This is a genomic window from Burkholderia sp. BCC1972, from assembly GCF_905339605.1.
GTDB lineage: Bacteria > Pseudomonadota > Gammaproteobacteria > Burkholderiales > Burkholderiaceae > Burkholderia.
Genome location: NZ_CAJPGH010000025.1, coordinates 95,396 through 120,871, shown reverse-complemented (window position 1 = coordinate 120,871; position 25,476 = coordinate 95,396). Strand labels below are relative to the sequence as shown.

Annotated in this window: 28 protein-coding genes, 1 pseudogene and 1 riboswitch; of the genes and pseudogenes, 19 read left to right on the top strand and 10 right to left on the bottom strand. The window is 67.0% G+C overall.

The features are described 5' to 3' along the window. From U5798_RS28870 to U5798_RS28840, 7 genes and pseudogenes are all read left to right on the top strand, one after another. Positions 1-862 (top strand): electron transfer flavoprotein subunit alpha/FixB family protein (locus U5798_RS28870; RefSeq protein ID WP_322083939.1); only part of this gene is annotated, 862 nt, incomplete at its 5' end. A 2-nt stretch (positions 863-864) separates the two neighbouring features. Then, a complete protein-coding gene (locus tag U5798_RS28865) occupies positions 865-1,392 on the top strand; it encodes a transferase hexapeptide repeat family protein (RefSeq protein ID WP_322083938.1) in 528 nt (175 codons plus the stop codon). 115 nt (positions 1,393-1,507) lie between these two features. Further along, positions 1,508-1,756, top strand: coding sequence for a hypothetical protein (locus tag U5798_RS28860; protein WP_124447303.1), 249 nt, complete (start codon positions 1,508-1,510; stop codon positions 1,754-1,756). A gap of 219 nt (positions 1,757-1,975) precedes the next feature. Continuing rightward, positions 1,976-2,277 (top strand): annotated as a pseudogene (locus U5798_RS28855) (hypothetical protein). A gap of 166 nt (positions 2,278-2,443) precedes the next feature. Beyond that, entirely contained in the window at positions 2,444-3,088 is a 645-nt protein-coding gene (locus tag U5798_RS28850) for a DUF1326 domain-containing protein (RefSeq protein WP_124447307.1), read from the top strand. Continuing rightward, positions 3,085-3,873, top strand: a complete 789-nt coding sequence (locus U5798_RS28845) for a DUF2182 domain-containing protein (protein ID WP_124447309.1) — start codon at positions 3,085-3,087, stop codon at positions 3,871-3,873. The genes U5798_RS28850 and U5798_RS28845 overlap by 4 nt, the downstream gene beginning before the upstream one ends. Positions 3,874-3,926: 53 nt before the next feature. Further along, positions 3,927-4,274, top strand: a complete 348-nt coding sequence (locus U5798_RS28840) for a copper-binding protein (protein WP_322083937.1) — start codon at positions 3,927-3,929, stop codon at positions 4,272-4,274. Between the two features lie 9 nt (positions 4,275-4,283). Here the strand turns inward: U5798_RS28840 and U5798_RS28835 are convergent, their stop codons facing one another. Beyond that, entirely contained in the window at positions 4,284-4,739 is a 456-nt protein-coding gene (locus tag U5798_RS28835) for a cupin domain-containing protein (protein ID WP_322083936.1), read from the bottom strand. A 344-nt stretch (positions 4,740-5,083) separates the two neighbouring features. Between U5798_RS28835 and U5798_RS28830 the strand changes: the two genes are divergently transcribed. Continuing rightward, entirely contained in the window at positions 5,084-6,271 is a 1,188-nt protein-coding gene (locus U5798_RS28830) for a collagen-like triple helix repeat-containing protein (RefSeq protein ID WP_322083935.1), read from the top strand. Between the two features lie 118 nt (positions 6,272-6,389). Here the strand turns inward: U5798_RS28830 and U5798_RS28825 are convergent, their stop codons facing one another. Then, on the bottom strand, positions 6,390-6,851 hold the full coding sequence (locus U5798_RS28825) for an Lrp/AsnC family transcriptional regulator (RefSeq protein WP_124447317.1): 462 nt from the start codon (positions 6,849-6,851) through the stop codon (positions 6,390-6,392). Positions 6,852-6,967: 116 nt separating this feature from the next. Between U5798_RS28825 and U5798_RS28820 the strand changes: the two genes are divergently transcribed. Next, a complete protein-coding gene (locus U5798_RS28820) occupies positions 6,968-7,600 on the top strand; it encodes a LysE family translocator (protein WP_322083941.1) in 633 nt (210 codons plus the stop codon). A gap of 32 nt (positions 7,601-7,632) precedes the next feature. Here U5798_RS28820 and U5798_RS28815 read toward each other — a convergent pair whose 3' ends face one another. Then, positions 7,633-9,561 (bottom strand): TonB-dependent receptor domain-containing protein, encoded by a 1,929-nt coding sequence (locus U5798_RS28815; protein ID WP_322083934.1) that lies wholly within the window; start codon positions 9,559-9,561, stop codon positions 7,633-7,635. 215 nt (positions 9,562-9,776) lie between these two features. Continuing rightward, positions 9,777-9,970: riboswitch (cobalamin riboswitch) on the bottom strand. Between the two features lie 310 nt (positions 9,971-10,280). Between U5798_RS28815 and U5798_RS28810 the strand changes: the two genes are divergently transcribed. Both U5798_RS28810 and U5798_RS28805 read left to right on the top strand, forming a co-directional pair. Beyond that, a complete protein-coding gene (locus tag U5798_RS28810) occupies positions 10,281-10,493 on the top strand; it encodes a hypothetical protein (RefSeq protein WP_409364408.1) in 213 nt (70 codons plus the stop codon). A 5-nt stretch (positions 10,494-10,498) separates the two neighbouring features. Next, positions 10,499-11,323, top strand: a complete 825-nt coding sequence (locus tag U5798_RS28805) for an SDR family NAD(P)-dependent oxidoreductase (RefSeq protein WP_124447321.1) — start codon at positions 10,499-10,501, stop codon at positions 11,321-11,323. Between the two features lie 44 nt (positions 11,324-11,367). On the opposite strand, the gene U5798_RS28800 is transcribed toward U5798_RS28805, so the two are convergent. From U5798_RS28800 to U5798_RS28785, 4 genes are all read right to left on the bottom strand, one after another. Beyond that, complete coding sequence (locus U5798_RS28800; protein WP_124447323.1) at positions 11,368-11,616, bottom strand: hypothetical protein; 249 nt, start codon at positions 11,614-11,616, stop codon at positions 11,368-11,370. A 117-nt stretch (positions 11,617-11,733) separates the two neighbouring features. Further along, positions 11,734-12,708, bottom strand: a complete 975-nt coding sequence (locus tag U5798_RS28795; protein ID WP_124447325.1) for a threo-3-hydroxy-L-aspartate ammonia-lyase — start codon at positions 12,706-12,708, stop codon at positions 11,734-11,736. Positions 12,709-12,766: 58 nt separating this feature from the next. Continuing rightward, positions 12,767-13,405, bottom strand: a complete 639-nt coding sequence (locus U5798_RS28790; protein ID WP_124447327.1) for a transcriptional regulator — start codon at positions 13,403-13,405, stop codon at positions 12,767-12,769. After that, a complete protein-coding gene (locus tag U5798_RS28785) occupies positions 13,402-13,923 on the bottom strand; it encodes a YbaK/prolyl-tRNA synthetase associated domain-containing protein (RefSeq protein ID WP_124447329.1) in 522 nt (173 codons plus the stop codon). Before U5798_RS28785 ends, U5798_RS28790 begins: the two co-directional genes overlap by 4 nt. Before the next feature lie 403 nt (positions 13,924-14,326). On the opposite strand from U5798_RS28785, the gene U5798_RS28780 reads away from it, so the two are divergent. Beyond that, a complete protein-coding gene (locus U5798_RS28780) occupies positions 14,327-15,910 on the top strand; it encodes an isocitrate lyase (RefSeq protein ID WP_124447331.1) in 1,584 nt (527 codons plus the stop codon). A gap of 72 nt (positions 15,911-15,982) precedes the next feature. On the opposite strand, the gene U5798_RS28775 is transcribed toward U5798_RS28780, so the two are convergent. After that, positions 15,983-16,699 carry an EthD domain-containing protein gene (locus U5798_RS28775; protein WP_124447334.1) on the bottom strand — a complete coding sequence of 239 codons (717 nt, stop codon included), beginning with the start codon at positions 16,697-16,699 and terminating at the stop codon, positions 15,983-15,985. Between the two features lie 50 nt (positions 16,700-16,749). Next, entirely contained in the window at positions 16,750-17,262 is a 513-nt protein-coding gene (locus U5798_RS28770) for a nuclear transport factor 2 family protein (protein WP_124447336.1), read from the bottom strand. A 189-nt stretch (positions 17,263-17,451) separates the two neighbouring features. Here U5798_RS28770 and U5798_RS28765 point away from each other — a divergent pair, with 189 nt between their 5' ends. The 5 genes from U5798_RS28765 to U5798_RS28745 all read left to right on the top strand — a co-directional run bounded on the left by U5798_RS28765 (position 17,452) and on the right by U5798_RS28745 (position 22,896). After that, positions 17,452-17,952, top strand: a complete 501-nt coding sequence (locus tag U5798_RS28765; protein ID WP_124447338.1) for a nuclear transport factor 2 family protein — start codon at positions 17,452-17,454, stop codon at positions 17,950-17,952. Positions 17,953-18,002: 50 nt separating this feature from the next. After that, positions 18,003-18,869 carry an SDR family NAD(P)-dependent oxidoreductase gene (locus U5798_RS28760; RefSeq protein WP_124447340.1) on the top strand — a complete coding sequence of 289 codons (867 nt, stop codon included), beginning with the start codon at positions 18,003-18,005 and terminating at the stop codon, positions 18,867-18,869. Between the two features lie 9 nt (positions 18,870-18,878). Then, entirely contained in the window at positions 18,879-19,634 is a 756-nt protein-coding gene (locus tag U5798_RS28755; protein ID WP_322083933.1) for an SDR family oxidoreductase, read from the top strand. Between the two features lie 94 nt (positions 19,635-19,728). Beyond that, the gene (locus U5798_RS28750; RefSeq protein ID WP_322083932.1) at positions 19,729-20,505 is read left to right on the top strand and encodes a glucose 1-dehydrogenase; all 777 of its coding nucleotides are present in this window, start codon (positions 19,729-19,731) and stop codon (positions 20,503-20,505) included. A 525-nt stretch (positions 20,506-21,030) separates the two neighbouring features. Beyond that, entirely contained in the window at positions 21,031-22,896 is a 1,866-nt protein-coding gene (locus tag U5798_RS28745) for a phosphoenolpyruvate carboxykinase (GTP) (protein WP_322083931.1), read from the top strand. An 82-nt stretch (positions 22,897-22,978) separates the two neighbouring features. Here the strand turns inward: U5798_RS28745 and U5798_RS28740 are convergent, their stop codons facing one another. Continuing rightward, positions 22,979-23,185, bottom strand: coding sequence for a hypothetical protein (locus U5798_RS28740; RefSeq protein WP_322083930.1), 207 nt, complete (start codon positions 23,183-23,185; stop codon positions 22,979-22,981). A gap of 353 nt (positions 23,186-23,538) precedes the next feature. Here U5798_RS28740 and U5798_RS28735 point away from each other — a divergent pair, with 353 nt between their 5' ends. Together U5798_RS28735 and U5798_RS28730 are read left to right on the top strand one after the other, a co-directional pair. Continuing rightward, positions 23,539-23,748 carry a hypothetical protein gene (locus U5798_RS28735; protein ID WP_322083929.1) on the top strand — a complete coding sequence of 70 codons (210 nt, stop codon included), beginning with the start codon at positions 23,539-23,541 and terminating at the stop codon, positions 23,746-23,748. Positions 23,749-23,976: 228 nt separating this feature from the next. After that, a complete protein-coding gene (locus U5798_RS28730) occupies positions 23,977-25,473 on the top strand; it encodes an FAD-dependent oxidoreductase (protein WP_322083928.1) in 1,497 nt (498 codons plus the stop codon). Positions 25,474-25,476 lie beyond the last annotated feature (3 nt).

Here is a 25,476-nt window from a genome sequence, read left to right as displayed (position 1 = left end):
AGCGAAGATCGGCGGCGACGTGCATGTTCTGGTCGCGGGCCACGACGCGCAAGCGGCTGCCGACGCGGCAGCGAAGATCGCAGGCGTATCGAAGGTACTGCTGGCCGATGCGCCGCACCTGACAGACGGTCTGGCCGAGAACGTCGAAGCGACGGTGATGACCGTCGCGAAGGCGTACTCGCATGTCATTGCACCGGCCACGGCCTACGGCAAGAACATCGCGCCGCGTATCGCCGCGAAGCTGGACGTCGCGCAGATCTCGGACATCACGGCGGTCGATTCGGCCGACACGTTCGAGCGCCCGATCTACGCGGGCAGTGCGATCGCGACGGTGCAGTCGAGCGACCCGATCAAGGTCATCACGGTGCGTGCGACGGGTTTCGATCCGGTGGCAGCGGAAGGCGGCGGCAGCGCATCGGTCGACAAGATCGAAGCGGCCGCAGATGCCGGCAAGTCGCGATTCGTGAGCCGGGAAGTGACGAAGCTCGACCGTCCGGAACTCACCAGCGCGAGCATCATCGTGTCGGGTGGCCGTGGCCTGGGCAGTGGCGAGAACTACACGAAGGTGCTGGCGCCGCTGGCCGACAAGCTGCAGGCAGCACTCGGCGCATCGCGCGCGGCAGTCGACGCCGGCTACGTGCCGAACGACTACCAGGTCGGCCAGACCGGCAAGATCGTCGCACCGCAGTTGTACATCGCAGTCGGTATTTCGGGCGCGATCCAGCATCTGGCCGGCATGAAGGATTCGAAGATGATCGTCGCGATCAACAAGGATCCGGAGGCACCGATTTTCAGCGTGGCCGACTACGGCGTGGTCGGTGACCTGTTCGCGCTCGTGCCGGAAGTCGTCGCGGCGCTTTGACGATGCCGCTGTTCGAATTCAACGGGATGCGGCCGCGCGTCGACCCGTCCGCGTATGTCGACCCGACCGCGGTCGTGATCGGCGACGTGACGATCGGTGCGCGCTGCTACATCGGTCCGCATGCGAGCCTGCGCGGCGACTTCGGTGCGATCGTCGTGGAGGACGGCAGCAACGTGCAGGACGGCTGCGTGCTGCATGTCGGGATCGGCGAGACATGCCGGCTCGGCGTGAACAGCCACGTCGGCCACGGCGCGATCGTGCATGGCGCGACGCTCGAACCCGACACGATGATCGGGATGAACGCGGTCGTGATGGACGGCGCGACGATCGGGGCGACGACGATCGTCGCCGCGTGCGCGTTCGTGAAGGCCGGTTACGACGTGCCGGGCGGCGTGCTGCTCGCGGGGGTGCCGGGGCGCGTCGTGCGGCGGCTGAGCGACGCGGAGATCGAAGCGAAGGCGAGCGGCACGCGGATCTATCAACAACTGGCGGCGGACTGCCTGAGGACGATCAGGCCGATCGACGAGTGAGCGGGGCGCACATCTTTCGCGCGTGCCGGTCAATCGGGACGATACCCGATCAATTGCGTGACACATCGCCCTTGGCTTAAGATCGGCAGGAGTTCACCACACGCGTCCAGCACCAATGAAAAAGAGCATGAGCCTGCGGGTCGCCGTCATCGCCTCGGCCGTTGCGGCATACAGCATCTACATGCACATCGACCAACTGATCAGCGGCTGCATGTGGGTCAGGGGCCGTCAGCGCTGCAGTTTCGAAAACAGCGCGAATTTCGAGGGCTGGATGAATCTCGACCTGCTGCTCACGTGTTGCTGGATCGCCACCGCGGTGGTCGGATGGATGACGTTCGCGCAGTCGGGGAAGAAGCCGGGCTAGAGGCGTGGCGCACGATTTCCCCTGAACGATCCCGAAGCAGCCGGCGTTCGCGTCAATCCTGTCAATCCGTGACAACGCGTATTCGCCGCTCGATGGCGATTCCGTTGCGGATTCAAGCGAGCCGGAAAACCACGCACAAACTTGCTGCCCGCGGGCGAGATCACGGTGGTTCCGGCCGGGATGCGTTGTAGCGCGCATACGGCGCGAGGGGAGGCTCCCATGCAATTTCCGACCGGATCGGTGGTCGCGCTCAGTTCGGCGGCCGCGACGATGTTTTCGCTGGGCATGCTGTTTCTCTCGGCTACTGGGGGCTGCACGAACCGCTGCCCTGGCGGTTCGGCGACTACGTCGTGATCGTGCCCGCGCTCGCGGGCTTCGCGTGCCTCGCCAGCGTGCCGTTTCTCGCGACGTCGCCGATGAAAACGCCCGACGACGAGTCGCGGATGTTCGTCGCGCGGCGCGTGTTTTTGTGCGGTGCGAGTGCGGTGTGGTGCGCGATCGTCGCGTCGTTGTTCGTTTGAGATCGGGGCGGCGAGACGGTGGCCGGAGCCGCGTTGCGGGCGCGTGCCGACACGCGTCGTGCGCAGCCGGTACGCAGGGTTTTCACACCGCCATTCCTGCTTTGATTTCCCCATTGCGTGCACTAGATTCGAAGCGTTTGCATGTCACCGAGCGCGAGGTGGAGCCATGACGCCGTGGGAGATTCAGGGTACCGAAATGATCAGCTGCAATTGCTCATACGGTTGCCCGTGCCAGTTCAATGCGTTGCCGACCAACGGCAATTGCGAAGCGATGGGGGCGATATCGATCGACAGCGGCCACTACGGCGACGTGGTGCTCGATGGTGTGAGGATCGCGGTCGTGTTCCAGTGGCCGGGTGCCGTTCACGAAGGCCGGGGCAAGTGCCAGCCGATCGTCGACGAACGTGCCAGCCCCGAGCAGCGCGATGCCGTGCTGAAGATCATGACCGGTCAGGATACCGATCCATTCGCGACGATGTTCTCGGTGTACGCGTCGACGCTCGAGCACGCGTTCGATCCGATCTTCACGACGATCGATTTCGACGTCGATGTCGATGCGCGGCGCGGCCGGATTCACGTCGACGGCGTGTTCGACGCAACCGGCGAACCGATCCGCAACCCGGTGACGGGCGCCGAGCATCGCGCGCGGATCGACCTGCCGCACGGTTTCGAATACGAGGTGGCGGAAATCGGCTCGGGCTCGGGGCGCTCGCAAGGCAACATCGTGTTGAATCTCGACGGCACCTATGCGCAGTTCGCGCGGCTGCACATGAACAACCACGGATTGATCCGGCATCGCGTCGCGGCATGACCCCGTTCGACACCTGGCTCGGCCGCGAGCGCGTCATCACGCTGCTCGCGATGGCCGCGCTCGCCGGCGTGTGCTGGTTCTACCTGTGGACCGGCGCGGGGACCGGCATGTCGGCACTGGACATGACGACGTTCGCGCTCTTTCCGCACCGTCTCGCGGACGACACGGGCAGCATGGATCCATCGCTGCCGACCGTGATCGCGATGTGGTGGGTCATGATGATCGCGATGATGACGCCCGGCGCGGCGCCGCTCGTGATGCTGTACCGGCGCGTGCTGCGGCATCGCGGCGGCCCGTCCGGCTCGGCGTTCACGTCGGTGTCGCTGCTGGCCGGCTACCTGACGGCCTGGCTCGCGTTCTCGATCGGCGCGGCGCTGCTGCAGGCGATGCTGCAGCCGGCCGGATTGATCTCCTCGATGATGCTGTGGTCGAAGAGCGCGGTCCTTTCCGCTGTCGTCCTGGCGCTCGCCGGGCTCTATCAGTTCTCGCCGCTGAAGCGCGCGTGCCTGCGGCAATGCCGTGCGCCGGCGGCGTTCCTGGTTGCGCACTGGCGTCCGGGTATCGCTGGCAGTTTCCTGCTCGGCGCGCGTCACGGCGCGTACTGCGTGGGCTGCTGCTGGCTATTGATGGCGCTGCTGTTCGTCGGCGGCGTGATGAACGTCGTGTGGATTGCCGCGTTGTCGCTCCTCGTGTTCGCGGAAAAAGTCCTGCCCGGCGGCGAACGCATCAGCCGCGCGCTGGGCATCGTGCTGATCGCGTGGGCCGGTGCGACGTTGATCGTGTGACGGGCGCCGCCGCCCGGTAGCGGAAACTTGCGGGGCCCGTCGGGAGACTTTCGATGAAAACCTGGTTTCATGCCGTCGCCGCTTGGTGCGCGATGGCTGTCGTCGCGATGCCGGTGTTCGCGGGCGGCGACATGTCCGGCATGCAAATGGGCGACACGACGATGTCGGCGCCGGATGCGAAGTTGACCGATGCCGAGGTCAGGGCGGTCGATGCCGGGCGCGGGCGGGTGACGCTGAAGCACGGTGCGCTCGACAACGTCGGGATGCCGCCGATGACGATGGCGTTCAAGGTCGGCGACGTGGCGATGATCCCGTCGCTGCATGCGGGCGACAAGGTCCGGGTTCGGGTTGAACGCGTCAATGGCACGCTCACGATCGTGAAGCTCGTCAAGCGGCCGTGACGGGTGACGCTATTCGTCGTGATCGACGAACACCTTGTTGGCGCCCGCCTTGTACAGCCGCTTGCCGAGTTTCGGGTAGTCGCACACGTCGTGCTCCGGCCGATCGCCGGCGACGATATAGACGAGCGGCAGGTCGCCGGTATTGAGCAACGTGTGCGCGGGGCCGCCGCGCGGGAATCCCATGAAGTCTCCCGGGCCGACCGGACAGGTCTGGCCGCCGATGGTTGCCTCGCCGAATCCGGACAGCACGTAGACGCATTCCTCGCCGTACAGGTGCCGGTGATATTCGGTCGATTCGTGACCCGGCATCAACGTCATCAGATGGAAGCCCAGTTGCGTCAGCCCGGTGGCGTCACCCAGTGACCGCTTCAGGCGGACGGCATTCGCGTTCAGCGGATGGACGGAATGCTCGGGTTCCATCGCCGCGATATCGGCGGCGCTCAGGATGGCTCGCGGGTTGTTCATCGTCTTTCTGGTCCGGGGATCGGGGCGCCGGCGGCACGGATTGCAGGCTTTCGGGCAGGTATCGACGATAGCATCGTTTGGGGGCGCTCGAAGGAGGCGGCGACGCAGCGCGCGGTCGTTTGACGTGTAGTGCTACGTAACACCGGATTCGTGTTACGCATGTGTTATCGGAACGTAAGGTGCGCGTGCGCCGAAAGATCGGGCGACGGCGCCGTGCGTGGTGCGTGCCACGGGCGTCGGGACGGGGGGGCCGCTGAGATTGCGGGACCATCAGCGGTTCTGATCGCGATGGCACGGTAGATGCTTGCCGGAAGCCCGGAGTTGAATAGCAGACGGGGACTTCCATGCACAAACATTTCATCAACGCGAATGTCGCGCTCGCCGCCGTTGCTGCGGCGTGTGCGCTGGCGGCATGCGGCGGCGGGGACATCACGGCGCCGACGCTGTCGGGCAACAACATCGGGGCGAGCACGAGCGGGGCCAGTGGCACGAGCGGCAGCAGCGGCACGAGCGGCAGCAGCGGCACGAGCGGCAGCAGCGGCACGAGCGGTAGCAGCGGCACAAGCAGCAGCGGCACGAGCAGCAGCGGCACGAGCAGCAGCGGTTCGAGCAGCAGCGGTTCGAGCAGCGGCAACACCAGCGGCTTCGGGACCAGCGGCACGCCGGGCACGAACGGCATCATCAGCTCCGTCGGCGGCGTCGTCATGGCCGCGGGCACGACGATCGACGGCGTGACGCCTCCCGTCGGCAAGGACGTGACGGCCGGACTCGGCAACACGGTCAACGGCGCCGGCACGATCATTCGCGATACCGCCAATGCGGTGAGCAACGGGATCGGCCGGATCGGCATCGCATCGAATCCGGTCGGCACGACCGTTGCCGGCCTCGGCTCGCTCGTCGGCTCGGCGAGCAGCCCGGTCACGGGCCTGAGCCAGACCGCGACGGCGCTCGGCACCGGGCCGCTCGCACCGCTGGCGCCGATCACGGCGCCCATCGGCGGCCTGCTCGATACGGTGGCCGGCGGTCTCCAGGGCGCCGGCGCGACACTCGGTTCGACGCTGTCGTCGGGCCCGGTGCAACAAGCGACGCAGGCGATCAGCACCGCGATCACGCCGCTCGTCACCACCACCGGCCAGCTCACGCAGCAGGTCGGCACGGCAACGGGCCTCGGACAGCCGGTTGCCGGCCTGCTCGGACAGGTCGGCGCGGCGATCACCTCGACGGGCGGCAAGGTGGCGTCGGCGTCGTCGCAGCCGATCGTCGGCGCCGTCGGCCAGGTCGTGTCAGCGGTCGGCAACACGGTGACCAATGCGGGCGGCCTTGTGAGTCCGAAAGGCGCGAACGGCGGCGCGCCGATTCCCGGTCTGGTGATCAGCGTCGCCGGCGGCATGCCGGCAATGGTGATAAACGGCCCCGGGGCCGGTACGGGCGGCGGTGCGGCGTCGGGCGGCACGGGCAATCCGCTCGCGCCCGTCACGTCGCTGGTGGGTGGCCTGCTCGGCGGTGTGACGGGCGGAGTCGCCGGCAAGTAGCCGGAGCGCGTCGGTCATCTTGGAAAAGGGGGATGGCCGGCCGCTGGCTTGAGATCGGCCGGTCGCCGCCGCTCACGACTTTCGCGGCGTGGCCGGGCCGACAGCGGCGATCAGCGCGTCAGCCGCGATTGCCGTCGAGCTTCGACGGCGGTCGCGCCAGCCCGCGCACCGGCACGGGCGTCGACATCACGATCGACGTGCGCGTTTCGCCGTACAGGTTGATACGCTCGATCAACTGTTCGAGATGGGTCATGCTGGTCGCGACGAACCGCATCACGTACGAATCCGCGCCCGTCACGTGTCGGCACTCGACGACTTCGGGAATCGCTTCCAGCAGCTTGAGGAATTTGGCCTTGGCCGGCTGCGGCACCGTGATGCCGATCAGCGCGCTCACCGGGTAGCCGGCCGCGGCCGGATTGATCCGGGCCGTATAGCCCTCGATGACGCCGGACGCCTCGAGGCGCTTCACGCGCTCCGTCACCGCCGGCACCGACAGGTGAACCTGGCGCGCGAGTTCCGTATAGCTGATGCGGGCGTTGGCCTGCAACAGCGCCAGTACCTTCCAGTCCAGATCATCCATCGCGGCGGTATTTTTTAAGGTGGAGTCTCCATTTTTCCTTAAAAACTGCATTCAGCGGTGACCGGATTTTCCCTACGATGCCTGTTCAATTCGTTGCATGTCGCAAGGAGCAGGCGATGCTGTTCATCAAGTCCGTCGTGATGGGGCTGTCGATCGCGGTGCCGGTCGGCCCGATCGGCATGCTGTGCATTCAGCGCAGCCTGAGCCGCGGTTTTCAGGCAGGGTTCGCGACGGGCATCGGTGCCGCGTGCGCCGATGCGATCTACGGCCTGCTCGGCGCGCTGGGTATCGCGGGCATCGTCACCGCATTCCCGATGCTGACCGTCGCCCTCAAGATCGCCGGCGGCGCGTTCCTCGTGTGGCTTGCGTGGTCCATCGCGCGCCAGCCGCCGGCCGCGTCGGCGCCGCAGCGCGACCTGCCGCGCACGACCATCCTGCGCGACTTCCTGACGACGTTCGGCCTGACGTTGTCGAACCCGATGACGATCCTGTCGTTCGTCGGGATTTTCGCGGCCCTCGGCCCGCTGTCGGGTTCACACGAAGGGGCGATGCAGCCGGCGGTCGAATGGATGGTCGCCGGCGTGTTCGTCGGTTCGGCAACCTGGTGGCTGTGCCTGAGCGGCGCGACGGCCGCGCTGCGCACGAGGATGTCGTTCGCGTTCATGCACCGGTTGTCGCGCGTGTCGGCCGCCGTCATCGCGGCATTCGGCGTGATCCAGCTGGCCGCGGGCGTGCGCGGCCTTGTCTAGTACCCCAACGCTGGCGCCAAGGCGCTGGCCCGTCAGAACGTATAACTGACCTTCCCGAACGCAGTCCGCCCGAGCGTGTTGTAGCCGTACGCGGTCATGAATTGCCGGTCGAACAGGTTCGACAGCGTGGCCGACACCGTCAGGTGCGAATTGATCCGGTACGACGCGCGCAGGTTCACGGTCAGGTACGACGGCAGGTACGTCGCGTTGACCGGATCGTCGAACGTCGTACCGCCGTAGTTCAGCGCCGCCCCCGTGCTGAGCGCGTGCAGGTGCAGTTCGTCCCACGTGTGGTCCACGTTCAGGCTGACCGTCTGGCGCGGCCGGCGGTTCAGCCAGCTGTCATGGGTCTCGTCCTGCGGATTCAGTATGCCGATCGCGACGCTCACCGGCGTGTAGCGGCCGATCGTCCCCTTGTACGACAGGTCGATTCCGCGGATATGCGCGCGGCCGATGTTCATCGGCGAATACGTCGCCGGGTTGTAGGCGATCAGGTTGCTGACGCGCGTGTCGTAGATCGCCGCGGAAAACGTGCCGTACGACGTGTTCGCGTCGAGCGCGGCCTCGACCGACGTGCTGCGTTCCGGGCTGAGGTTCGGATTGCCGTAGCCGGGGTAGTACAGGTCGTTGAAACTCGGCAGGCGGAAGGCATTGCCGTACGACACGCGAGCCGTGTAGACCGGCGTGATCGCCCACGACAGCGCGGCATTGCCGGTGTTCACGCCTTGTCCGGCGATGATCTCGCGACGCCCCGCGAGGAACAGCGTCACGCTGCCGAGCGTGGCCGACTGGTGCAGCGAGAACGCGGAGTCGTTGCGCGTCGGAATGCCGCCGGGTGCATCGACCGGCAGGAACGCCTGTTCGCGCGTGAAATCGTACGCGAGCTTGCTCTCGCCCGACAGCGGCAGGCCGAACAGGTGGAATCCGCGCGCCTGATGGGTCAGCGACGTCGACGTGCTGATGCGCTGCGAATCGATCTGGCCGGTCGGGATGGCCGGATCGCTCGCATAGAGGAACTGGCGATCGTTCGCATAACCGAACGACTGGTCGAACTGCGTGTCGGGCGTGATGTCGAGATGGAACGCGAGCCCGGTCGTCAGCTGGTGATCGAGCTCGCGGTTCGCATAGCCGCTGTTGTCGAAGGACAGGTCGGAGCGGTGATAGAGCGCGAACGTCGAGATCGACCAGTTGTCGCGCGCGTAGCCGAGGCGCGCATCGAGATCCTGCGCGTGATACGGATTGCGGCCGTCCTCGTGATACGGCAGGACGGGCCGCGTCGAATCGATGCCGGCCGTGTTGTACGCGTGCAGGCCGAGCGAGTAGGTGAGCCCGCCGAGCGCGGCGAGCGGGCCGGTCGACGGCACCGTACCCGACGTGCGCAGCTGCGTGTCGAAGGTCTTGTTCGACCCGCCGCCGAACGACACGATGGTCTGGTTCGGCTGGTTCGACGAGCGGCGCGTGAACAGCTGCACGACACCGCCCATCGCGTTGGCGCCGAACGACGCGGCGGCCGGCCCCGAAATCACCTCGACCCGTTCGAACGCATCCGTCGGCAGGTCGGCCCACGGCGCGATGCCGGTGGTCGGCGAGCCGATCCGGATGCCGTCGATGAACACGGCGACCTGGCTCGCCGACGAGCCCCGGATGCTGACCGATGCGGACGAGCCGGGGCCGCCGGTTTGCGACACGGTCACGCCGGGCAGCGTCGCGAGTGCCTGCGTGATGCTCGGGTCGCTCGGCGACAGCCGGTCGAGATCGGTTCGCGTGAGGACCTGGGTCGACGCATAGCGTCCGTCGAACGATTCGGGCAGGCGACGCGTGTCGGTCACGCTGATCGTCGGCAGGTCGGCGCTTTCCGCTGGCTGGGCGGATTGGGGGAGCGCGGTGTCGCCGGCGGCATGGGCGATCGGAGCAAGCAGCGCGGTGGCGGCGGACGTGGCGAGCAGGTAGCGAATGTTCATGAGACAGCGGGAGAAAGCGTGTTGCGCGTACGGCGATCGTGAGCGGACGGCGGGCAGGTTGCGCACAGCGACGGCGTGTCGGTGCGACGCTTCCGGCACGGAAGCGGATTCGGGAACGAAGGACATCTGACGGATCCTGAGGTCGGGACGTCCATGCAACGGGCGACCGCCAACGGCGGCGCCTGGCGCATCGGGACACCCCGCCCGGTGCGGCTGCTGGACCTCGGGTCGATGGCAGGTCTCCTGGCTCGCGGGTCGTCATCCGTGCAGGCCTTCCCGGTTTCCCAGTGGCATGCAGAGGCACGGATTCGCCGCTCACAGTTGCGGGGGCAGCCGCAGATTCGAGGCATTGCCCCTCCTGCGTTCCCTTTTGATCCCATCCCTGGGAACCATCAGCGCGCAAGGGTAATGGCGTGCGCTCGGGCGCGTCAATTGCCGCGCCGTGCGGGGATGCGAAAAAACGTCATTACCCGGCCATCGCTTTCCGAATCCTTTCCGTCATGCGTCGATGCCGTGTTTATCGTCTGATGAATGGGGCGCGCGCGAACGCGCGCCGGAACGCCGCCTCGCCGACGAAGCCGCGCGTCGCCAGTTTTCCGCTCGAACAGGCGGCCCGCGCACTCGATCTCGTTCAAACGGGCGAGGCGAAAACCAGGCTCGTGCCGCATGTTGCGGATATCGCGGGCCGAACAACACGCATCGAAACGACTGGAGACATCATGACCGACACCCCAGCCCCGATCCTGGCCGGCAAGTGCACGTTCGCGCTGTGCAGCCTGCCGGCGCGCGAGCGCACGGGCCTCGTCACGCACAGCCTGCATTTCCCGCTCGCGCAGCCACGCGCGGCGCGCTCGCTCGACGGCCGCACGCCGCTGCCGCCGCCGGTGATTCCCGCATACGCGCATTCTCTCCTCGACCCCACAGGACTCTGACTGACATGACGAATTCGATTCGCTTCGACGGCGGCACCGCCGTGATCACCGGCGCGGCCAGCGGCATCGGCAGCGGGCTGGCACGCCATGCGGCCGCGCTCGGCATGCGCGTCGTGCTGGCCGATCTCGATCCGGCGAAGCTCGATGCGTTCGCCGCGACGCTCGATACCGACGTGCTGTGCGTGCCGACCGACGTCAGCCGGCCGGAAGCCGTCGACGCGCTGGCCGAAGCCGCGTGGCGGCGTTTCGGCGGCGTCGACCTGCTGTTCAACAACGCGGGCGTGATGGCGACGGGCTTCAGCTGGGAAATCACGCCGGAACGCTTCGAGCGCAGCTTCGCGATCAACGTGCACGGCGTGCTGAACGGAGTCCGCAGCTTCGTGCCGCGGATGCTCGAGCGCAATATGCCGGCGCGGGTCGTGAACACCGCATCGGTCGGCGGCTTCCTGCCGAGCCCGCTGATGTCGCCGTATTCTGCGACGAAGTTCGCGGTGGTCGCACTGACCGAGTCGCTATATGGAGAACTGAAGATGCTCGGCGCGCCGGTCGGCGTATCGCTGCTCGCGCCGGGGCCCGTGCAGTCGGGCATCTTCAACGATCCGTTCGGCGCCGCGCACGACCGGCCCGAGGTGCGCGGTTTCGTCGACACGATGCGCGCGATGCTGAACGCACACGGGCTCACGCCCGACGCGTTTGCCGAACGGGTGTTCGACGGCATCCGCGCAGGGCGCTACTGGCTGATTCCGCAACCGGAGACGATCGACGGCGCGCTGCAGCGGCGTACCGGCGACATTCTTGCTGCGCGCGATCCGTCGCTGCCGTCGTTCTGAATGCCGGCGGGACCGGGCGCGGCAGCAGTGCCCGGCGCGCGCCGTTACATGTGCGTGCCGGCGTGCGAGCGGCCGCCCGGGTCGCCGCCGCGATCGGGCGGCGAATTGTTCTGATCGATCTTCGCGAGCACGAAGCCGGCGTGCGGCAGCGCGCCGGGCGAGCGGCGCATCGCCTGCGCGACGGCGTCGTGCGGCGATGCGGCGGGGAAACCGGAGGACGTCGCGCCCGGTTGAGCGAACGCCGAAAGGGAGGCGGCCGCCAGGGCGGCGGCGACGATCGCGTGCGTGTTCATGGTGGCTCCTTCACGACTGACTGCGGGACAACGTAATCAGTCTAGGGCGCGGAACTTAACGCGACGTGAAGGCGCAATGACGCACGGATTACAGGATATTCATGTACGCCGCGCGCGTCAGGCCGGCGTCGATACCAGCGCGCAGAAGTTCTCGAGATCGACGTTGCCGCCGCTGATCACGACGCCGACGCGCTTGCCCTGCAGCGCGTCCTTCATCCGCCGCACGGCGGCGAACGACAGGCAGCCGGTCGGCTCGACGACAATCTTCATACGCGTGGCGAAGAAGCGCATGCAGTCGACCAGTTCCGCGTCGGTCGCGGTCAGGATGTCGTCGACATCGCGGCGAATGATCGGGAACGTCAGGTTGCCGAGGTACTGCGTCTGCGCGCCGTCGGCGATCGTACGCGGCGTGTCGATCCGGACGATCGCGCCGGACCGGAACGATTGCTGGCCGTCGTTACCGGCTTCGGGCTCGACGCCGTACAGCTTCGCGTGCGGCGACAGCGCGCGCGTGGCGAGCGCGGTGCCCGACAGCAGGCCGCCGCCGCCGAGCGGCGCGAACACCGCGTCGAGCGGGCCGACTTCGTCGAACAGTTCCTTGGCCGCCGTGCCCTGGCCGGCGATCACGTCCGCGTGGTCGTAGGGCGGGATCAGCGTGAGCCCGTGCTGCTCCGCGAGATCGCGGCCGATCTGCTCGCGGTCCTCGGTGTAGCGGTCGTAGGTCACGACGTTGCCGCCGTAGCCGCGTGTCGCGGCCATCTTCGCGGCCGGTGCGTCCTGCGGCATCACGATCGTCGCCGGAATGCCGAGGATGCGTGCCGACAACGCGATCGCCTGTGCATGGTTGCCGGACGAGAACGCGACGACGCCGTGGCGGCGCTGTTCGGCGTTGAAACGCGACAGCGCGTTGAACGCGCCGCGGAACTTGAATGCGCCCATGCGCTGCAGGTTCTCGCACTTGAAGAACACCTGCGCGCCGAGTGCCTCGTCGACCGTTCTCGACGTCAGCACCGGCGTGCGGTGCGCATGGCCTTCGAGCCGGGCCGCGGCGGCGGCGACGTCGTCGTACGTGGGGAGAGTCGGAGCGTTCATGGTGGGTCGTGAGTCGGAAAGATCAGTCAACTGGGAAGAAGCCGCGCGCGTATGGCTTCTACTTCGCATCGTTGTAGACGGTCGCGCGCGAGACGCCGAGATGCTGCGACACGATTTCCATCGCGCGGCGCACCTCGAGGAAGCCGTCGGCCTTGAGTGTTTGCAGCAACTCGCGGCGCTGGTCGGTCTTCAACTCGCGCGGCGTCGTCGCGAGGCGCGTCGCGAACGCGTCGATGCGCTGCCGGATCGCGTCGGCGCCGGCCGGGTCGAGCGTCTCGACGATGGCCTCGCCGTCGGTGCGGCAGAACTGGTTCAGCATGCCCTGGAAGCCGCGGAACAACGTAACGTCGGCGTTCAGGCACAGCGCGGCGACGTAGCGCCCGGTCGAATCCTTGATGCCGATCGACGTGCTTTTCGCGGTGCGGCCGTCGGCGAAGCGGTTCGGGTAGTTCGCGAGCACCTGCGGGAAATCGTCGTCGGCGATGCGGGCGAGGCCGAGTTCGGTCGCCGGATCGCCGACCGCGCGCCCGGACAGGTTGTTGTGGATCGCGAGGATCGCGTGTTCCGGCGTGCGCAGGTCGTGCACGACGACTTCGGTGAACGGCGCGAACATCTCGCCGAGCCCTTCGGCGATGCGCTGCACCTGTTCGATCAGCGACGCCTGCTCGGACGGCGGCGGGGTGCGGTGCGTGGTCATGCGCTTTCCTGCGGGGACGGCGCGTCGGTCGTTTCCGGCCGCGTGATGTCGGCCAGCAACGGCTGCGCGATCCGCACGTAGTCGGCCGAGTCGAGCACGACCGAGCGGTCGAGGCGGCCCGCGTTGAATGCGATCTCGGCGTTGCGTTCGACCAGTGCGGGATCGACGACGAGCGTCACGTTCGCGTCGAACACGAACGGCGGCACGGCGCCCATCACGCAGCGCGTGACGGCGGCCGCGACGTCGGGCGATGCGAGCGTCGCCTTGCGGCGGCCCACGGCATCGGCAACCTTGCGGAAATCGATCTTCAGGTGGCCGGGGATCACGGCGAGCGCGGTGGTGTCGCCACCGTCCTTGAACGTGCAGAGCATCGCCTTCGCCCCTTGTTCGGGGCGTGTGCCGCGGATCGCGGCGATCACGTCGGATTTGCCTTCCGCCGGATGTTCGAGCACGCGGAATCGCGCACCGGACGTATTCAGCAGATGGCAAAGCGTGTCGAAAACGGGAGAGTCGTTCATGTCGCTCCGGCCAGGAGGGGGCGCACGCAGTGCACGGGAAGCGGGCGTGCTGCTCGCTATCGATGAATTGTCCAAGTATAGACGTTTTGTCATGTGATGTGGCAAAAGCAGAGGCTGTCGCGCCCGGCTTTTCTCCAACTGCGAAAGGGCTTTTCACATTGCGAAACTCGCGGGAAATTCCTGCCGCGTCGTCTTTCCGCCGCTTGAAAAGTTGTTTTGCATCGCAAAATCGATTGGCTATCTCATTGAAAAACAAGAGGAATTTATATCTTATGTCTTATATAAGAGTTGATCGACGGCGGGCTCGACAGGATTAATATTGAGTCCATGCAGTTCGCTTCGTCACACGGGGCGGGCACGCTGAACCCTTTACTCAAATGCGCTTCGTTCCCAGGAGATCGACATGTCCCAGTACCAAGACGACATCAAGGCAGTGGCTGGCTTGAAGGAAAACCACGGCACCGCGTGGAATGCCATCAGCCCCGAGTACGCCGCTCGCATGCGTGCCCAGAACAAGTTCAAGACCGGCCTTGACATCGCGAAGTACACCGCGAAGATCATGCGTGCCGACATGGCCGCGTACGACGCCGATCCGGCCAAGTACACGCAGTCGCTGGGTTGCTGGCACGGTTTCATCGGCCAGCAGAAGATGATCTCCATCAAGAAGCACTTCAACAGCACCGAACGCCGCTACCTGTACCTGTCGGGCTGGATGGTCGCCGCGCTGCGCTCGGAGTTCGGCCCGCTGCCGGACCAGTCGATGCACGAAAAGACGTCGGTCAGCGCGCTGATCCGCGAGCTGTACACGTTCCTGCGCCAGGCCGACGCCCGTGAACTGGGCGGCCTGTTCCGCGAGCTGGACGCGGCGAAGGACGCGACGGCCAAGGCAGCGATCCAGGAAAAGATCGACAACCACGTGACGCACGTCGTGCCGATCATCGCCGACATCGACGCGGGCTTCGGCAACGCGGAAGCGACGTACCTGCTGGCCAAGCAGTTCATCGAAGCGGGCGCGTGCTGCATCCAGATTGAAAACCAGGTGTCGGACGAGAAGCAGTGCGGCCACCAGGACGGCAAGGTCACGGTGCCGCACGAGGACTTCCTCGCGAAGATCCGCGCGATCCGCTACGCGTTCCTGGAACTGGGCGTGGACGACGGCATCATCGTTGCCCGTACCGACTCGCTGGGCGCCGGCCTGACCAAGCAGATCGCCGTGACGGCCACGCCGGGCGACCTGGGCGACCAATACAATGCGTTCCTCGACTGCGAAGAGCTGTCGGCCGACCAGTTGGGCAACGGTGACGTCGTCATCAAGCGCGACGGCAAGCTGCTGCGTCCGAAGCGCCTGCCGAGCAACCTGTTCCAGTTCCGCGCCGGCACGGGCGAAGCGCGTTGCGTGCTCGATTGCATCACGTCGCTGCAGAACGGCGCCGACCTGCTGTGGATCGAAACCGAAAAACCGCATATCGCGCAGATCGGCGGCATGGTCAGCGAGATCCGCAAGGTGATCCCGAACGCGAAGCTGGTGTACAACAACAGCCCGTCGTTCAACTGGACGCTGAACTTCCGTCAGCAGGCATACGACGCGATGAAGGCGGAAGGCAAGGACGTGTCGGCCTACGACCGTGCGCAGCTGATGAGCGTCGAGTACGACGAGACCGAACTGGCCAAGCTCGCCGACGAGAAGATCCGTACGTTCCAGGCCGATGCATCGCGTGAAGCCGGCATCTTCCATCACCTGATCACGCTGCCGACGTACCACACGGCTGCGCTGTCGACCGACAACCTGGCCAAGGAATACTTCGGCGACCAGGGCATGCTGGGCTACGTGGCGGGCGTGCAGCGCAAGGAAATCCGCCAGGGCATCGCCTGCGTGAAGCACCAGAACATGTCGGGCTCGGACATCGGCGACGACCACAAGGAATACTTCAGCGGCGAAGCAGCGCTGAAGGCAGCGGGCAAGGACAACACGATGAACCAGTTCTGATCATCGTCCGACCCGAAGCACAACGCCAGCCCCTCGGGGCTGGCGTTTTTTTATCCGCCCGATTCTGGCGCGTCATCCGCGCACGGCCTTCACGACGTACTGGCTCGTCGGCACCACGTCGATCTTGTCGAAATCGATGAAGCGTCCGCAGCTGTCCATCATTTCGGCCACGTTGCGCTGGAACTTTTCCTCGTCGCCGACCGCATCGAAGAACGCGTGCGGATCGGTCATGGCCGCGGCCGGGAAGCATTCCTCGACGATCGCGTCGTAGCCGGGCGCCGCATGCGTGAGCGCGCGCACGACGACGTTCTGCACGTACAGGAAATTGTCCTGCGTATCGATCGCGACGCGCGTGTGATGACCGTGCCACACGTCGAGCCACGCTTCGTGCGTGAGACGCGGCGGCCGCTTCAGGAACGCGAGCTGCGAGAAGCCGGCCGTGCGCTCGCCGGGCCGCGCGGGGAAGCGCGTGTTCGGAATCGGCTGCGACTCGGTGACGAGATACGCGGCCATGTGCGGGACTGCCGCGCGCACCGCGTCGTCGAACGGCTGGCGGAACATCGCGTTCGCGCTGTCCATCCACACCGCGACGATGCCGTCGATGCCCGGGTGCGTGCTGGTTTGCTTCAGGGCGGCGGCCGGCGCGACATCTTCATCGACGACGTTCACCTGCACGCCGTGCACACCGAGCGACAGCAGCGTGTCGGCGAGCTGCGCGCGCACCGTGCGGTTCCATTGGTCGGGCGCAGCCTGCGTATCGCGCCACAACACGTAAATGACTTTCTCCATTGCTCCGGCTCCAGAGGGAATGACGGGATCGGCGGCGCTGCCGCCGCGGTTCAGGAAGCGGTGTCGGCCGCTCCGGCCGCCTGATGCGCGCCGGGTGCGAACCGGTTCGCGGTCAGCGTGCACGACGGCGGGATGGGCGACGTGACGGTTTCGAACAGCCGTTCGTGACGCGTCGCGTGAATGCGCCACACGCCGTCGCGCTTCACGTACTGGTCGTCGTAGAACGCGGTACCGTGCAGCAGGTAGTTGTCCTCGAGATTGATCGCGTGATCCTCGAGAAACCACACGCCGCACGCATGATCGGCGGACACCAGCGTGAGTTCCGGGTGATGGCCGTGATGCATCGTCAGGAAGGTCGGCTTGCCGATCAGGTCGCGCAGGCTCGACACGAACGCGTCGCGGCCGTCGTACACATAGCGGCCGCCATACAGCCGCGCCTCGCAATCCTCGGTCAGGCACGCCGCGAGCAGCGCCCAGTCGTGCGTATCGACCGCGCGGAAATACCGATACTTCAACTGCCGGATCTGCTCGTACTCGTGGAGCGTGCGGGTCGTGTCGTCCATCGCCGTGTCTCGTGGTGGTGTCGTTCGATGGTAGGAACGAAGCCGCCTGCATCACATCGTCTGTTCGGACGAAACCCTCATGCGTGAACAGGCCGCTAATCCGAACGGGTGATGGCCGACGCATCGCGCGGCGGTAACGTGGCGTCGACGCGGCCTTCGAACCGCGCCGGCACCGAACAAGGAGACGGAATGACCCTCATCGAATCGCTGGAAACTCGCGTGCGCCGGCTCGAGGACGTCGATGCGATCCGCCGGCTGAAGGCGCGCTACTTCACGTGCTGCGATCGCAAGGATCCGCAAGGGATGCGCGACTGCTTCGTCGCCGGCCCCGTGCAGATCGACTACGGGCGGATCGGCACATTCTCCACGCGCGACGCGCTCGTCGACGTGTTCGAGCAGCTCGGCTGTCATCCGCACATCGTCGAGATGCATCACGGCGTGAATCCCGACATCGCCGTGCTGGACGACATGCATGCGCGCGGCACGTGGGGCCTGCACTACCAGATGATCGATACGAACGCGCGCACGCTCACGCAGCTCGGCGCGTATTACGACGACGCGTACCGGAAGATCGACGGCGAATGGAAGATCGCGGCCACGCGCTGCGTCGTCACGTCGACGCTGTCGGCCCGCTACGAAGGCGATGCACCCGGCGTGCTGTTCGCCGGCGCGCAGCCGCCGGCCGCCTGACGCACGCGATTGCCACGGTCGTGGCGAACATTCCACAGGAGACATCGAACATGACACGGAACCACGATGCGCCGGTCGCCGTCGTGACGGGCGCATCGCGCGGCGCGGGCAAGGGCATCGCGCGCGCGCTCGGTGCGGCCGGCATGACCGTCTACGTGACGGGCCGCTCGCAGCGCGAAGGCGATGCACCGCTGCCCGGCACGATCCACGAGACCGCACGCGAGATCGACGCGCTCGGCGGCCGCGGGATCGCGGTGGCCTGCGACCACGCGGACGATGCGCAGGTGAAGGCGCTGTTCGAGCGCGTCGAGCGCGACGGCGGGCGGCTCGACATCCTCGTCAACAACGCGACCTGCCTGCACGACCAGTTGATCCTGCCGGGCCCGTTCTGGGAGAAGTCGCTCGACCTCGTGAACATCCTCGACGTCGGGCTGCGCTCGGCGTATGTCGCGAGCTGGCATGCGGCGCCGCTGATGGCGAAGCGCCGCAGCGGGCTGATCGCGTTCACGTCGTCGTTCGGCGCGAGCTGCTACATGCATGGCGCGGCGTACGGCGCGCAGAAATCCGGCGTCGACAAGTTCGCGAAGGACATGGCCGTCGACCTGAAGCCGTTCGACGTCGCGGCCGTGTCGATCTGGATGGGCCCGCTGCGCACCGAGCGCACGACGCGCGTGTGGGAAGCACATCCGGATCTCTACAAGGAATTCTCGCTCGTCGCCGAAAGCCCGGAATTCACGGGCCGCGTGATTCACGCGATCCACGGCGATCCGCAACGCATGGCGCTGTCGGGGCAGGTGCTCGTCGGTGCGGAAGCCGCGCTGCAGTACGGGATTGCCGATCTCGACGGCAAGCAGCCGCCGTCGTATCGCGAGCTGCTCGGCGGGCCAGTGCAGGCCCATCCGGCGATCGTCGCTTAGGGAGCGCGCATGGACCTCCTGAAGGGCAAGGTCGCGCTCGTGACGGGCGCGGGGCAGGGCGTCGGCCAGGGCGTCGCACATGCGCTGGCGGCCGAAGGCGCGCACGTCGCGGTGGTCGGCCGTACACGCGACAAGCTGCTTGTCACGTGCGACGCCATTCGCGCGCGCGGCGGCGTGGCCGAGCCGTTCGTGTGCGACGTGATGGACGCCGCGCAGATTGCGCAGTGCGTCGATGCCGTCGTCGAGCGGTTCGGCGGCGTGCAGATCCTGATCAACAACGCGCAGGTCGTGCCGCTCGGCCGCCTGCTCGACGTGACCGACGCGGATTTTATGGCGGGGCTCGAATCGGGGCCGATCGCGACGCTGCGGATGATGCGCGCATGTCATCCGCATCTGAAGGGTGACGGCGTGATCGTCAACTTCGCGTCGTCGGCCGCGGTGCGCTGGGATGCGTCCGGGTACGGCGCGTATGCGGCGACGAAGGAAGCGATTCGCGCGCTGACGCGTGCGGCCGCATGCGAATGGGGCGTGGACGGCATCCGCGTGAACGCGGTCGCGCCGCACGCGTTGTCGCCGGGCCTGAAGGGCTGGGTCGACGCGAATCCGCAGGAAGCCGCTGCGTTCTTTCGCACGATTCAGCTCGGCCGCGTTGGCGACTGCGAGCAGGACATCGGGCGCGCGATCGTGTTTCTCGCGAGCCGCGACGCTGCGTACCTGACGGGCGCGACGCTGCCGCTCGACGGCGGGCAGGCGTACTGGGGCTGACGGCATACGGCCGGTGGCAATCAATCATGAATTCGGCAATTGCGCGCCTGCATGCGCGCGGTTGCCGGCAAACCGGAATCGAAGCGAGGACGACATGGGTCGACTGGCAGGAAAGGTAGCGATCGTCACGGGCGGCGCGCGCGGCATGGGCGCGGCGACGTGCAGGCTGTTCGTCGAGGAGGGCGCGCGCGTCGTGATCGGCGACGTGCTCGATGCGGAAGGCGCAGCGCTCGCGCGCGAACTGGGCGATGCGGCGCGCTTCATGCGGCTCGACGTGGCCGACGAAGCCAGCTGGGTACGTGTGACGGAAGCGACCGTCGAGCAGTTCGGCCGCATCGACGTGCTCGTCAACAACGCGGCCGTGCTGACGTTCGGCGGCATCACCGAGCTGTCGAAGCGCGATTTCGAACGCGCGGTGTCGATCAACCTGGTCGGCACGTTCGTCGGCATCCGTACGATCGCGCCGCGCATGATCGCGCAGAAGAGCGGGTCGATCGTCAACATCTCGTCGGTGGACGGGCTGCGTGGCGTGAACGCGCTGGCCGCATACGTGTCGAGCAAGTGGGGCGTGCGCGGGCTGACCAAGGTCGCGGCGCTCGAACTCGGCCACCAGGGCGTGCGCGTGAATTCGATCCATCCAGGCGGCGTGAATACCGCGATGTCGAACCCGACCGGCGCGCCGCTCGAGGAAATCAACCGGCACTATGCGAACGTGCCGCAGCAGCGCGTCGGCTTGCCCGAAGAAATCGCGCGCGCGACGCTGTTCCTCGCGAGCGACGAAGCGTCGTATTGCAACGGTGCCGAACTGGCCGTCGACGGCGGGATGGCGGCGGGCGCGTATTACCCCGGATTGCCCGGCGCGCCGTTTTGAGCAGGGGCGCGTACCGGGCATTCGATCACGATGTTTGTGTGCGCAACCTAATTCGGGGTTTGCCTGAATAGCGAAAACGCGAATTCGCCCGGTGCGCATTCGCGTTAGCTTCGCGCGGGCGCGGCACACTGAAATTGCCGCTCCCGCGAAACCCAAAGCGGACGGACGTCCCGGCCGTTTCGTCCCCAAAGCGAACGCGACGACGGCTGCAAAAAAGACCTGCCTGCAACGCGCGTGCCGGTTCGCCGTCACAGTTGTTTCTTGTTGCAACGCAATGCTTGTCCAATAACGGCGATGGTATGCTGGCCGGAATGGAGTTGTATGGCAGATTGCTTGCATGGCGAAACTCGCGTTCGCACCCTCTAACGAGACTTCACCTTCTCTCGCACGCATCGCGGCATCGACGCGCGTTCCGCTCGCGCGTCTCGTCCTGCGCGCTGCCTCCTCCTGCGCTCCAATCGCAATCCCCATCTCGCGGGCTCGCCCCGCATCCCCATCCCCGTCCAATAATCTGGAGACATCCCCATGTCGCAAAACACCATGGCCGAAGCAACACACGGCCCGCTGATCGCTCCGCCGGCTTTCGTCAAACATCGCAAGCTGATCGACTGGGTGTCGCGCATCGCGGCACTCACGGAGCCCGAGCACGTCGTATGGTGTGACGGTTCGCAGGAAGAAAACGATGCGCTGTGCCAGGCGATGGTCGACCAGGGCACGCTCAAGCGCCTGAACTCGGCGAAGCGCCCGAACTCGTATCTCGCGCAATCCGATCCGTCGGACGTCGCGCGCGTCGAGGATCGCACGTTCATCTGCGCGGCTTCGCGCGACGACGTCGGCCCGACCAACAACTGGATCGAGCCGGCCGAAATGCGCGAGACGCTCAACGGGCTGTTCCGCGGCTCGATGCGCGGCCGCACGCTGTACGTCGTGCCGTTCTCGATGGGCCCGCTCGGCTCGCCGATCGCACACGTGGGCGTCGAACTGTCCGACAGCCCGTACGTCGCGGTGAACATGCGGATCATGACGCGCATGGGCCGCGACGTGTACGACGTACTCGGCGAGGACGGCGAATTCGTGCCGTGCGTGCACAGCGTCGGCCATCCGCTCGAAGCGGGCCAGCAGGATGTGCCGTGGCCGTGCAACCCGGTCAAGTACATCGTGCATTTTCCCGAGACGCGCGAGATCTGGAGCTTCGGCTCGGGCTATGGCGGCAACGCGCTGCTCGGCAAGAAGTGCTTCGCACTGCGCATCGCGTCGACGATGGGCCGCGACCAGGGCTGGCTCGCCGAACACATGCTGATCCTCGGCGTGACGTCGCCGGCCGGCAAGAAGTATCACGTCGCGGCCGCCTTCCCGTCCGCGTGCGGCAAGACCAACTTCGCGATGCTGATCCCGCCGCAGGGCTTCAAAGGCTGGAAGGTCACGACGATCGGCGACGACATCGCATGGCTGAAGCCGGGCCGCGACGGCCGCCTGTATGCGATCAACCCGGAAGCCGGCTTCTTCGGCGTCGCGCCGGGCACCGGTGTGAAGACGAACCCGAACGCGATCGCCACGCTGAAGGAAAACGTGATCTTCACGAACGTCGCGCTGACGGAAGACGGCGACGTGTGGTGGGAAGGGCTGACCGACACGCCGCCCGCGAAGCTGACGGACTGGCAGGGCAACCCGTGGACGCCGGAAACGGCCAAGGAAACCGGCCGCAAGGCCGCGCATCCGAATTCGCGCTTCACGGCACCGGCCGCGCAGTGCCCGTCGATCGATGACGACTGGGAGAACCCGGCCGGCGTGCCGATCGACGCGTTCATCTTCGGTGGCCGCCGCTCGACGACGGTGCCGCTCGTGACCGAGGCGCGCGACTGGGTCGAAGGCGTGTACATGGCCGCGACGATGGGCTCGGAAACGACGGCCGCCGCAGTCGGCCAGCAGGGCATCGTGCGCCGCGATCCGTTCGCGATGCTGCCGTTCTGCGGCTACAACGTCAGCGATTATTTCGCGCACTGGCTCAAACTCGGCAAGCAGCTCGAAGCCACGGGCGCGACGTTGCCGAAGATCTACTGCGTGAACTGGTTCCGCAAGGACGCGAACGGCAAGTTCGTGTGGCCGGGCTTCGGCGAGAACATGCGCGTGCTGAAATGGATGCTCGATCGTCTCGAAGGCACCGGCAGCGGCGGCGAGCATGCGTTCGGCGTGTCGCCGGCATACGAAGACCTGCACTGGGACGGCCTCGATTTCACGCGCGACCAGTTCGATGCGGTGACGTCGATGAACGCCGACGAATGGCGCGAGGAGCTGAAGCTGCATGCGGAACTGTTCGATACGCTGAAGCTGCGGCTGCCTGCCGAGCTGACCGAAACCATGACGAAGATCGCGCAGCGCATCGGCGCCTGACGATCCGTATCGACGCATCGCCCTTGACGTCCCGTCGCCGGCAGCGCTTGCCGGCGGCGGGACGTTTTCGCATCCGCGTCGCCTATTGCGCGCGGCAATGCGCGACGACTTCGTCGACCGCGCGCTGCACGTCGCCGCGCATGTACACGTGGCACGCGACGCCCTGGGTCTCGGCATCGGCTTCGCCACCGACGAGCGTGACGGACTGGTCGTGCACGTGATGCCGGGTCGCGTCGCGAGTGCGTGCGACGTCGATGCGCAGGTTCGCATCGGACCGATCGATACTCATCGTCCATACGGAGCAGGGCGAAGGTCGGGGAAAACACCGGGTCCGGCAGGCGAGCGCAACGCGACGTGGCGGCGCTGCTGCGACGCAGCGTCCGATGCGCGGCATGCGTCTGACGATTCGCACGGCAGGCCGGTAAAGGCGCTCGATGCGGCGCGTTTGCTGGTCGCACGCGGATTCACCGCCGACGATGCTGCGACGCCGCATCGCGCGCGACTTCCTTTCAGCGTTTGTCCCTAGTCGAAACGGACGATGGCCGCCGGCCGGGCGCTGGCTACCGTGCAGTCATCCGGTGCCGCAAGCGATGCGCGCCGGACACGAACCGCACCAGCGGCCAACCGGAGGGGACGACGATCATGAGACTGACGACTCGCAAGCTGTGCGTACTGGCGATGGGCATGTTCGCTGCGATGGCGATGGCGCGATACGGTGCCGACGCGGTCCCGTCGCCGCCGTACGCGGCCGGCATCCTGCAATGCCGCTCGGTCGATCCGAACGGCTTGCCGACCGCGTGCGTGCCGATCGATCCGTCGCACTTCGGTTTCGCCGCGTTGCGCGGCATGTGACGCCAGCGGCGGTGCGCCGCGCTGCGACGCGCATGGGCCGCAGTCGCCGAGTTCCGGGTGTCGCACGTTGCGTGCGGCGCCCGATCGAGTCGCCGGTTCGGCTTCACATCGTTTGATTTCCCTCGGGCAGCACACCGTACACGCCAGGCGTTCGCACTGCCGCGTGCCCGGCAAGCCGCTGCCACGACCACCGCTTTCCGCAGATTCCCTTCACGCTGACCCATCCTCATGTCATCCGACCATTCCCTGACTCGCCCCCTGAACCTTCGCGACGTACATCGCTGGGACGCCGAACACGATGTCGTGATCGTCGGCTTCGGCGCGGCCGGCGCGTGCGCCGCGATAGAAGCCGCGAGCGCCGGCGCCGACACGCTGATCGTCGAGCGCGCATCGAGCTACGGCGGCACGAGCGCGCTGTCGGGCGGCGAGATCTACCTCGGCGGCGGCGGCGGCACGCCTGCGCAGCGGCAGGCCGGCTTCACCGACGACACCGAGGATCTGTACCGCTACCTGATGCTCGCGGGCGGCTGCGACGCCGACGAGGCGAAGGTGCGCCTCTACGCGAACGAGAGCCTCGCGCACCACGACTGGCTCGTCGCGCTGGGGTTGACCTACAAGAACACGTTCATCGCCGAGCGGATCGTCGAGCCGGAAACCGACGACTGCCTGATCTGGTCCGGCAGCGAGGAGGCCTGGCCGTTCAGCGAGGCCGCGAAGCCGTGTCCGCGCGGCCATACGCCGCAATGGCCGGGCTGGGGCGGCGGGCAGATGCTGATGCGCGTGCTGGCCGAACGCGTGGCGGCGCTCGGCGTCGCGACGCGCTACGACACGCGCGCGCTCGCGCTGATCGTAGACGACGGCGGCACGGTGTGCGGCGCCGTGCTGCGTGCGTACGGCGAGACGGTGTTCGTGCGGGCGCGCGGCGCGGTGATCCTGTGCGCGGGCGGCTTCGCGATGAACCGCGACATGGTGCGCCGGCATGCCCCGCAATTCCTGCGCTCGGACGAGCCGATCGGCAGCCCCGGCGACGACGGCTCGGGCATCCTGCTCGGCCAGAGCGTGGGCGGCGCGGCGATCCATATGGACCAGGGTTTCGTCAGCCTGCCGTTCTACGCGCCCGAATCGCTGATCAAGGGGATCTTCGTGAATGCGCGCGGCCAGCGTTTCATCAACGAGGACGGCTATCACGGCCGCACGGGCCATCATGCGTTTCACCAGGCCGGCGATCGCATCTACCTGCTGGTCGACCAGGCGACCTACCAGGAGCCGCCCGCGATCGCGCGGATCGGGATCGCGGCGGCCGGCGAGACGTGGGAAGAAATCGAGCGCGACCTGCAGATGCCGGCCGGCACGCTGACGGCGACCGTCGACGTGTACAACCGCCATGCGGCCGAAGGCGCCGATCCGCTGTTCCACAAGGCGAAGAAGTGGCTGCAGCCGCTGGTCGAGCCGCCGTTCGTCGCGCTCGATTGCCGGATCGACTACGCGTTCTACCCGCACTTCACGCTCGGCGGGCTCGACACGCTGCCGACCGGGCAGGTGCTCGACGCGGCGCGCGCGCCGGTGCCGGGCCTCTACGCGGCCGGCCGCACGACCTGCGGGCTGCCGCGCTGGGGCGCCGGATACAGCTCGGGGCTGTCGCTGGCCGACTCGACGTTCTTCGGCCGGCAGGCCGGCCGTCATGCGGCGCAGGCGCGGCGCGACGCGTTGCGCAGCGCCGCGTAGCGC

Excerpts from the sequence above, each read along its gene's own strand:
- U5798_RS28810 (WP_409364408.1), top strand. The coding sequence starts at position 10,281 with ATGACCGACACCCCAGCCCCGATCCTGGCCGGCAAGTGCACGTTCGCG.
- U5798_RS28775 (WP_124447334.1), bottom strand. The coding sequence starts at position 16,699 with ATGGAGAAAGTCATTTACGTGTTGTGGCGCGATACGCAGGCTGCGCCC.
- U5798_RS28865 (WP_322083938.1), top strand. The coding sequence starts at position 865 with ATGCCGCTGTTCGAATTCAACGGGATGCGGCCGCGCGTCGACCCGTCC.
- U5798_RS28840 (WP_322083937.1), top strand. The coding sequence starts at position 3,927 with ATGAAAACCTGGTTTCATGCCGTCGCCGCTTGGTGCGCGATGGCTGTC.
- U5798_RS28815 (WP_322083934.1), bottom strand. The coding sequence starts at position 9,561 with ATGAACATTCGCTACCTGCTCGCCACGTCCGCCGCCACCGCGCTGCTT.
- U5798_RS28805 (WP_124447321.1), top strand. The coding sequence starts at position 10,499 with ATGACGAATTCGATTCGCTTCGACGGCGGCACCGCCGTGATCACCGGC.
- U5798_RS28750 (WP_322083932.1), top strand. The coding sequence starts at position 19,729 with ATGGGTCGACTGGCAGGAAAGGTAGCGATCGTCACGGGCGGCGCGCGC.
- U5798_RS28735 (WP_322083929.1), top strand. The coding sequence starts at position 23,539 with ATGAGACTGACGACTCGCAAGCTGTGCGTACTGGCGATGGGCATGTTC.
- U5798_RS28765 (WP_124447338.1), top strand. The coding sequence starts at position 17,452 with ATGACCCTCATCGAATCGCTGGAAACTCGCGTGCGCCGGCTCGAGGAC.
- U5798_RS28830 (WP_322083935.1), top strand. The coding sequence starts at position 5,084 with ATGCACAAACATTTCATCAACGCGAATGTCGCGCTCGCCGCCGTTGCT.
- U5798_RS28755 (WP_322083933.1), top strand. The coding sequence starts at position 18,879 with ATGGACCTCCTGAAGGGCAAGGTCGCGCTCGTGACGGGCGCGGGGCAG.
- U5798_RS28800 (WP_124447323.1), bottom strand. The coding sequence starts at position 11,616 with ATGAACACGCACGCGATCGTCGCCGCCGCCCTGGCGGCCGCCTCCCTT.
- U5798_RS28795 (WP_124447325.1), bottom strand. The coding sequence starts at position 12,708 with ATGAACGCTCCGACTCTCCCCACGTACGACGACGTCGCCGCCGCCGCG.
- U5798_RS28835 (WP_322083936.1), bottom strand. The coding sequence starts at position 4,739 with ATGAACAACCCGCGAGCCATCCTGAGCGCCGCCGATATCGCGGCGATG.
- U5798_RS28790 (WP_124447327.1), bottom strand. The coding sequence starts at position 13,405 with ATGACCACGCACCGCACCCCGCCGCCGTCCGAGCAGGCGTCGCTGATC.
- U5798_RS28820 (WP_322083941.1), top strand. The coding sequence starts at position 6,968 with ATGCTGTTCATCAAGTCCGTCGTGATGGGGCTGTCGATCGCGGTGCCG.
- U5798_RS28770 (WP_124447336.1), bottom strand. The coding sequence starts at position 17,262 with ATGGACGACACGACCCGCACGCTCCACGAGTACGAGCAGATCCGGCAG.
- U5798_RS28780 (WP_124447331.1), top strand. The coding sequence starts at position 14,327 with ATGTCCCAGTACCAAGACGACATCAAGGCAGTGGCTGGCTTGAAGGAA.
- U5798_RS28740 (WP_322083930.1), bottom strand. The coding sequence starts at position 23,185 with ATGAGTATCGATCGGTCCGATGCGAACCTGCGCATCGACGTCGCACGC.
- U5798_RS28730 (WP_322083928.1), top strand. The coding sequence starts at position 23,977 with ATGTCATCCGACCATTCCCTGACTCGCCCCCTGAACCTTCGCGACGTA.
- U5798_RS28825 (WP_124447317.1), bottom strand. The coding sequence starts at position 6,851 with ATGGATGATCTGGACTGGAAGGTACTGGCGCTGTTGCAGGCCAACGCC.
- U5798_RS28850 (WP_124447307.1), top strand. The coding sequence starts at position 2,444 with ATGACGCCGTGGGAGATTCAGGGTACCGAAATGATCAGCTGCAATTGC.
- U5798_RS28845 (WP_124447309.1), top strand. The coding sequence starts at position 3,085 with ATGACCCCGTTCGACACCTGGCTCGGCCGCGAGCGCGTCATCACGCTG.
- U5798_RS28760 (WP_124447340.1), top strand. The coding sequence starts at position 18,003 with ATGACACGGAACCACGATGCGCCGGTCGCCGTCGTGACGGGCGCATCG.
- U5798_RS28745 (WP_322083931.1), top strand. The coding sequence starts at position 21,031 with ATGTCGCAAAACACCATGGCCGAAGCAACACACGGCCCGCTGATCGCT.
- U5798_RS28860 (WP_124447303.1), top strand. The coding sequence starts at position 1,508 with ATGAAAAAGAGCATGAGCCTGCGGGTCGCCGTCATCGCCTCGGCCGTT.
- U5798_RS28785 (WP_124447329.1), bottom strand. The coding sequence starts at position 13,923 with ATGAACGACTCTCCCGTTTTCGACACGCTTTGCCATCTGCTGAATACG.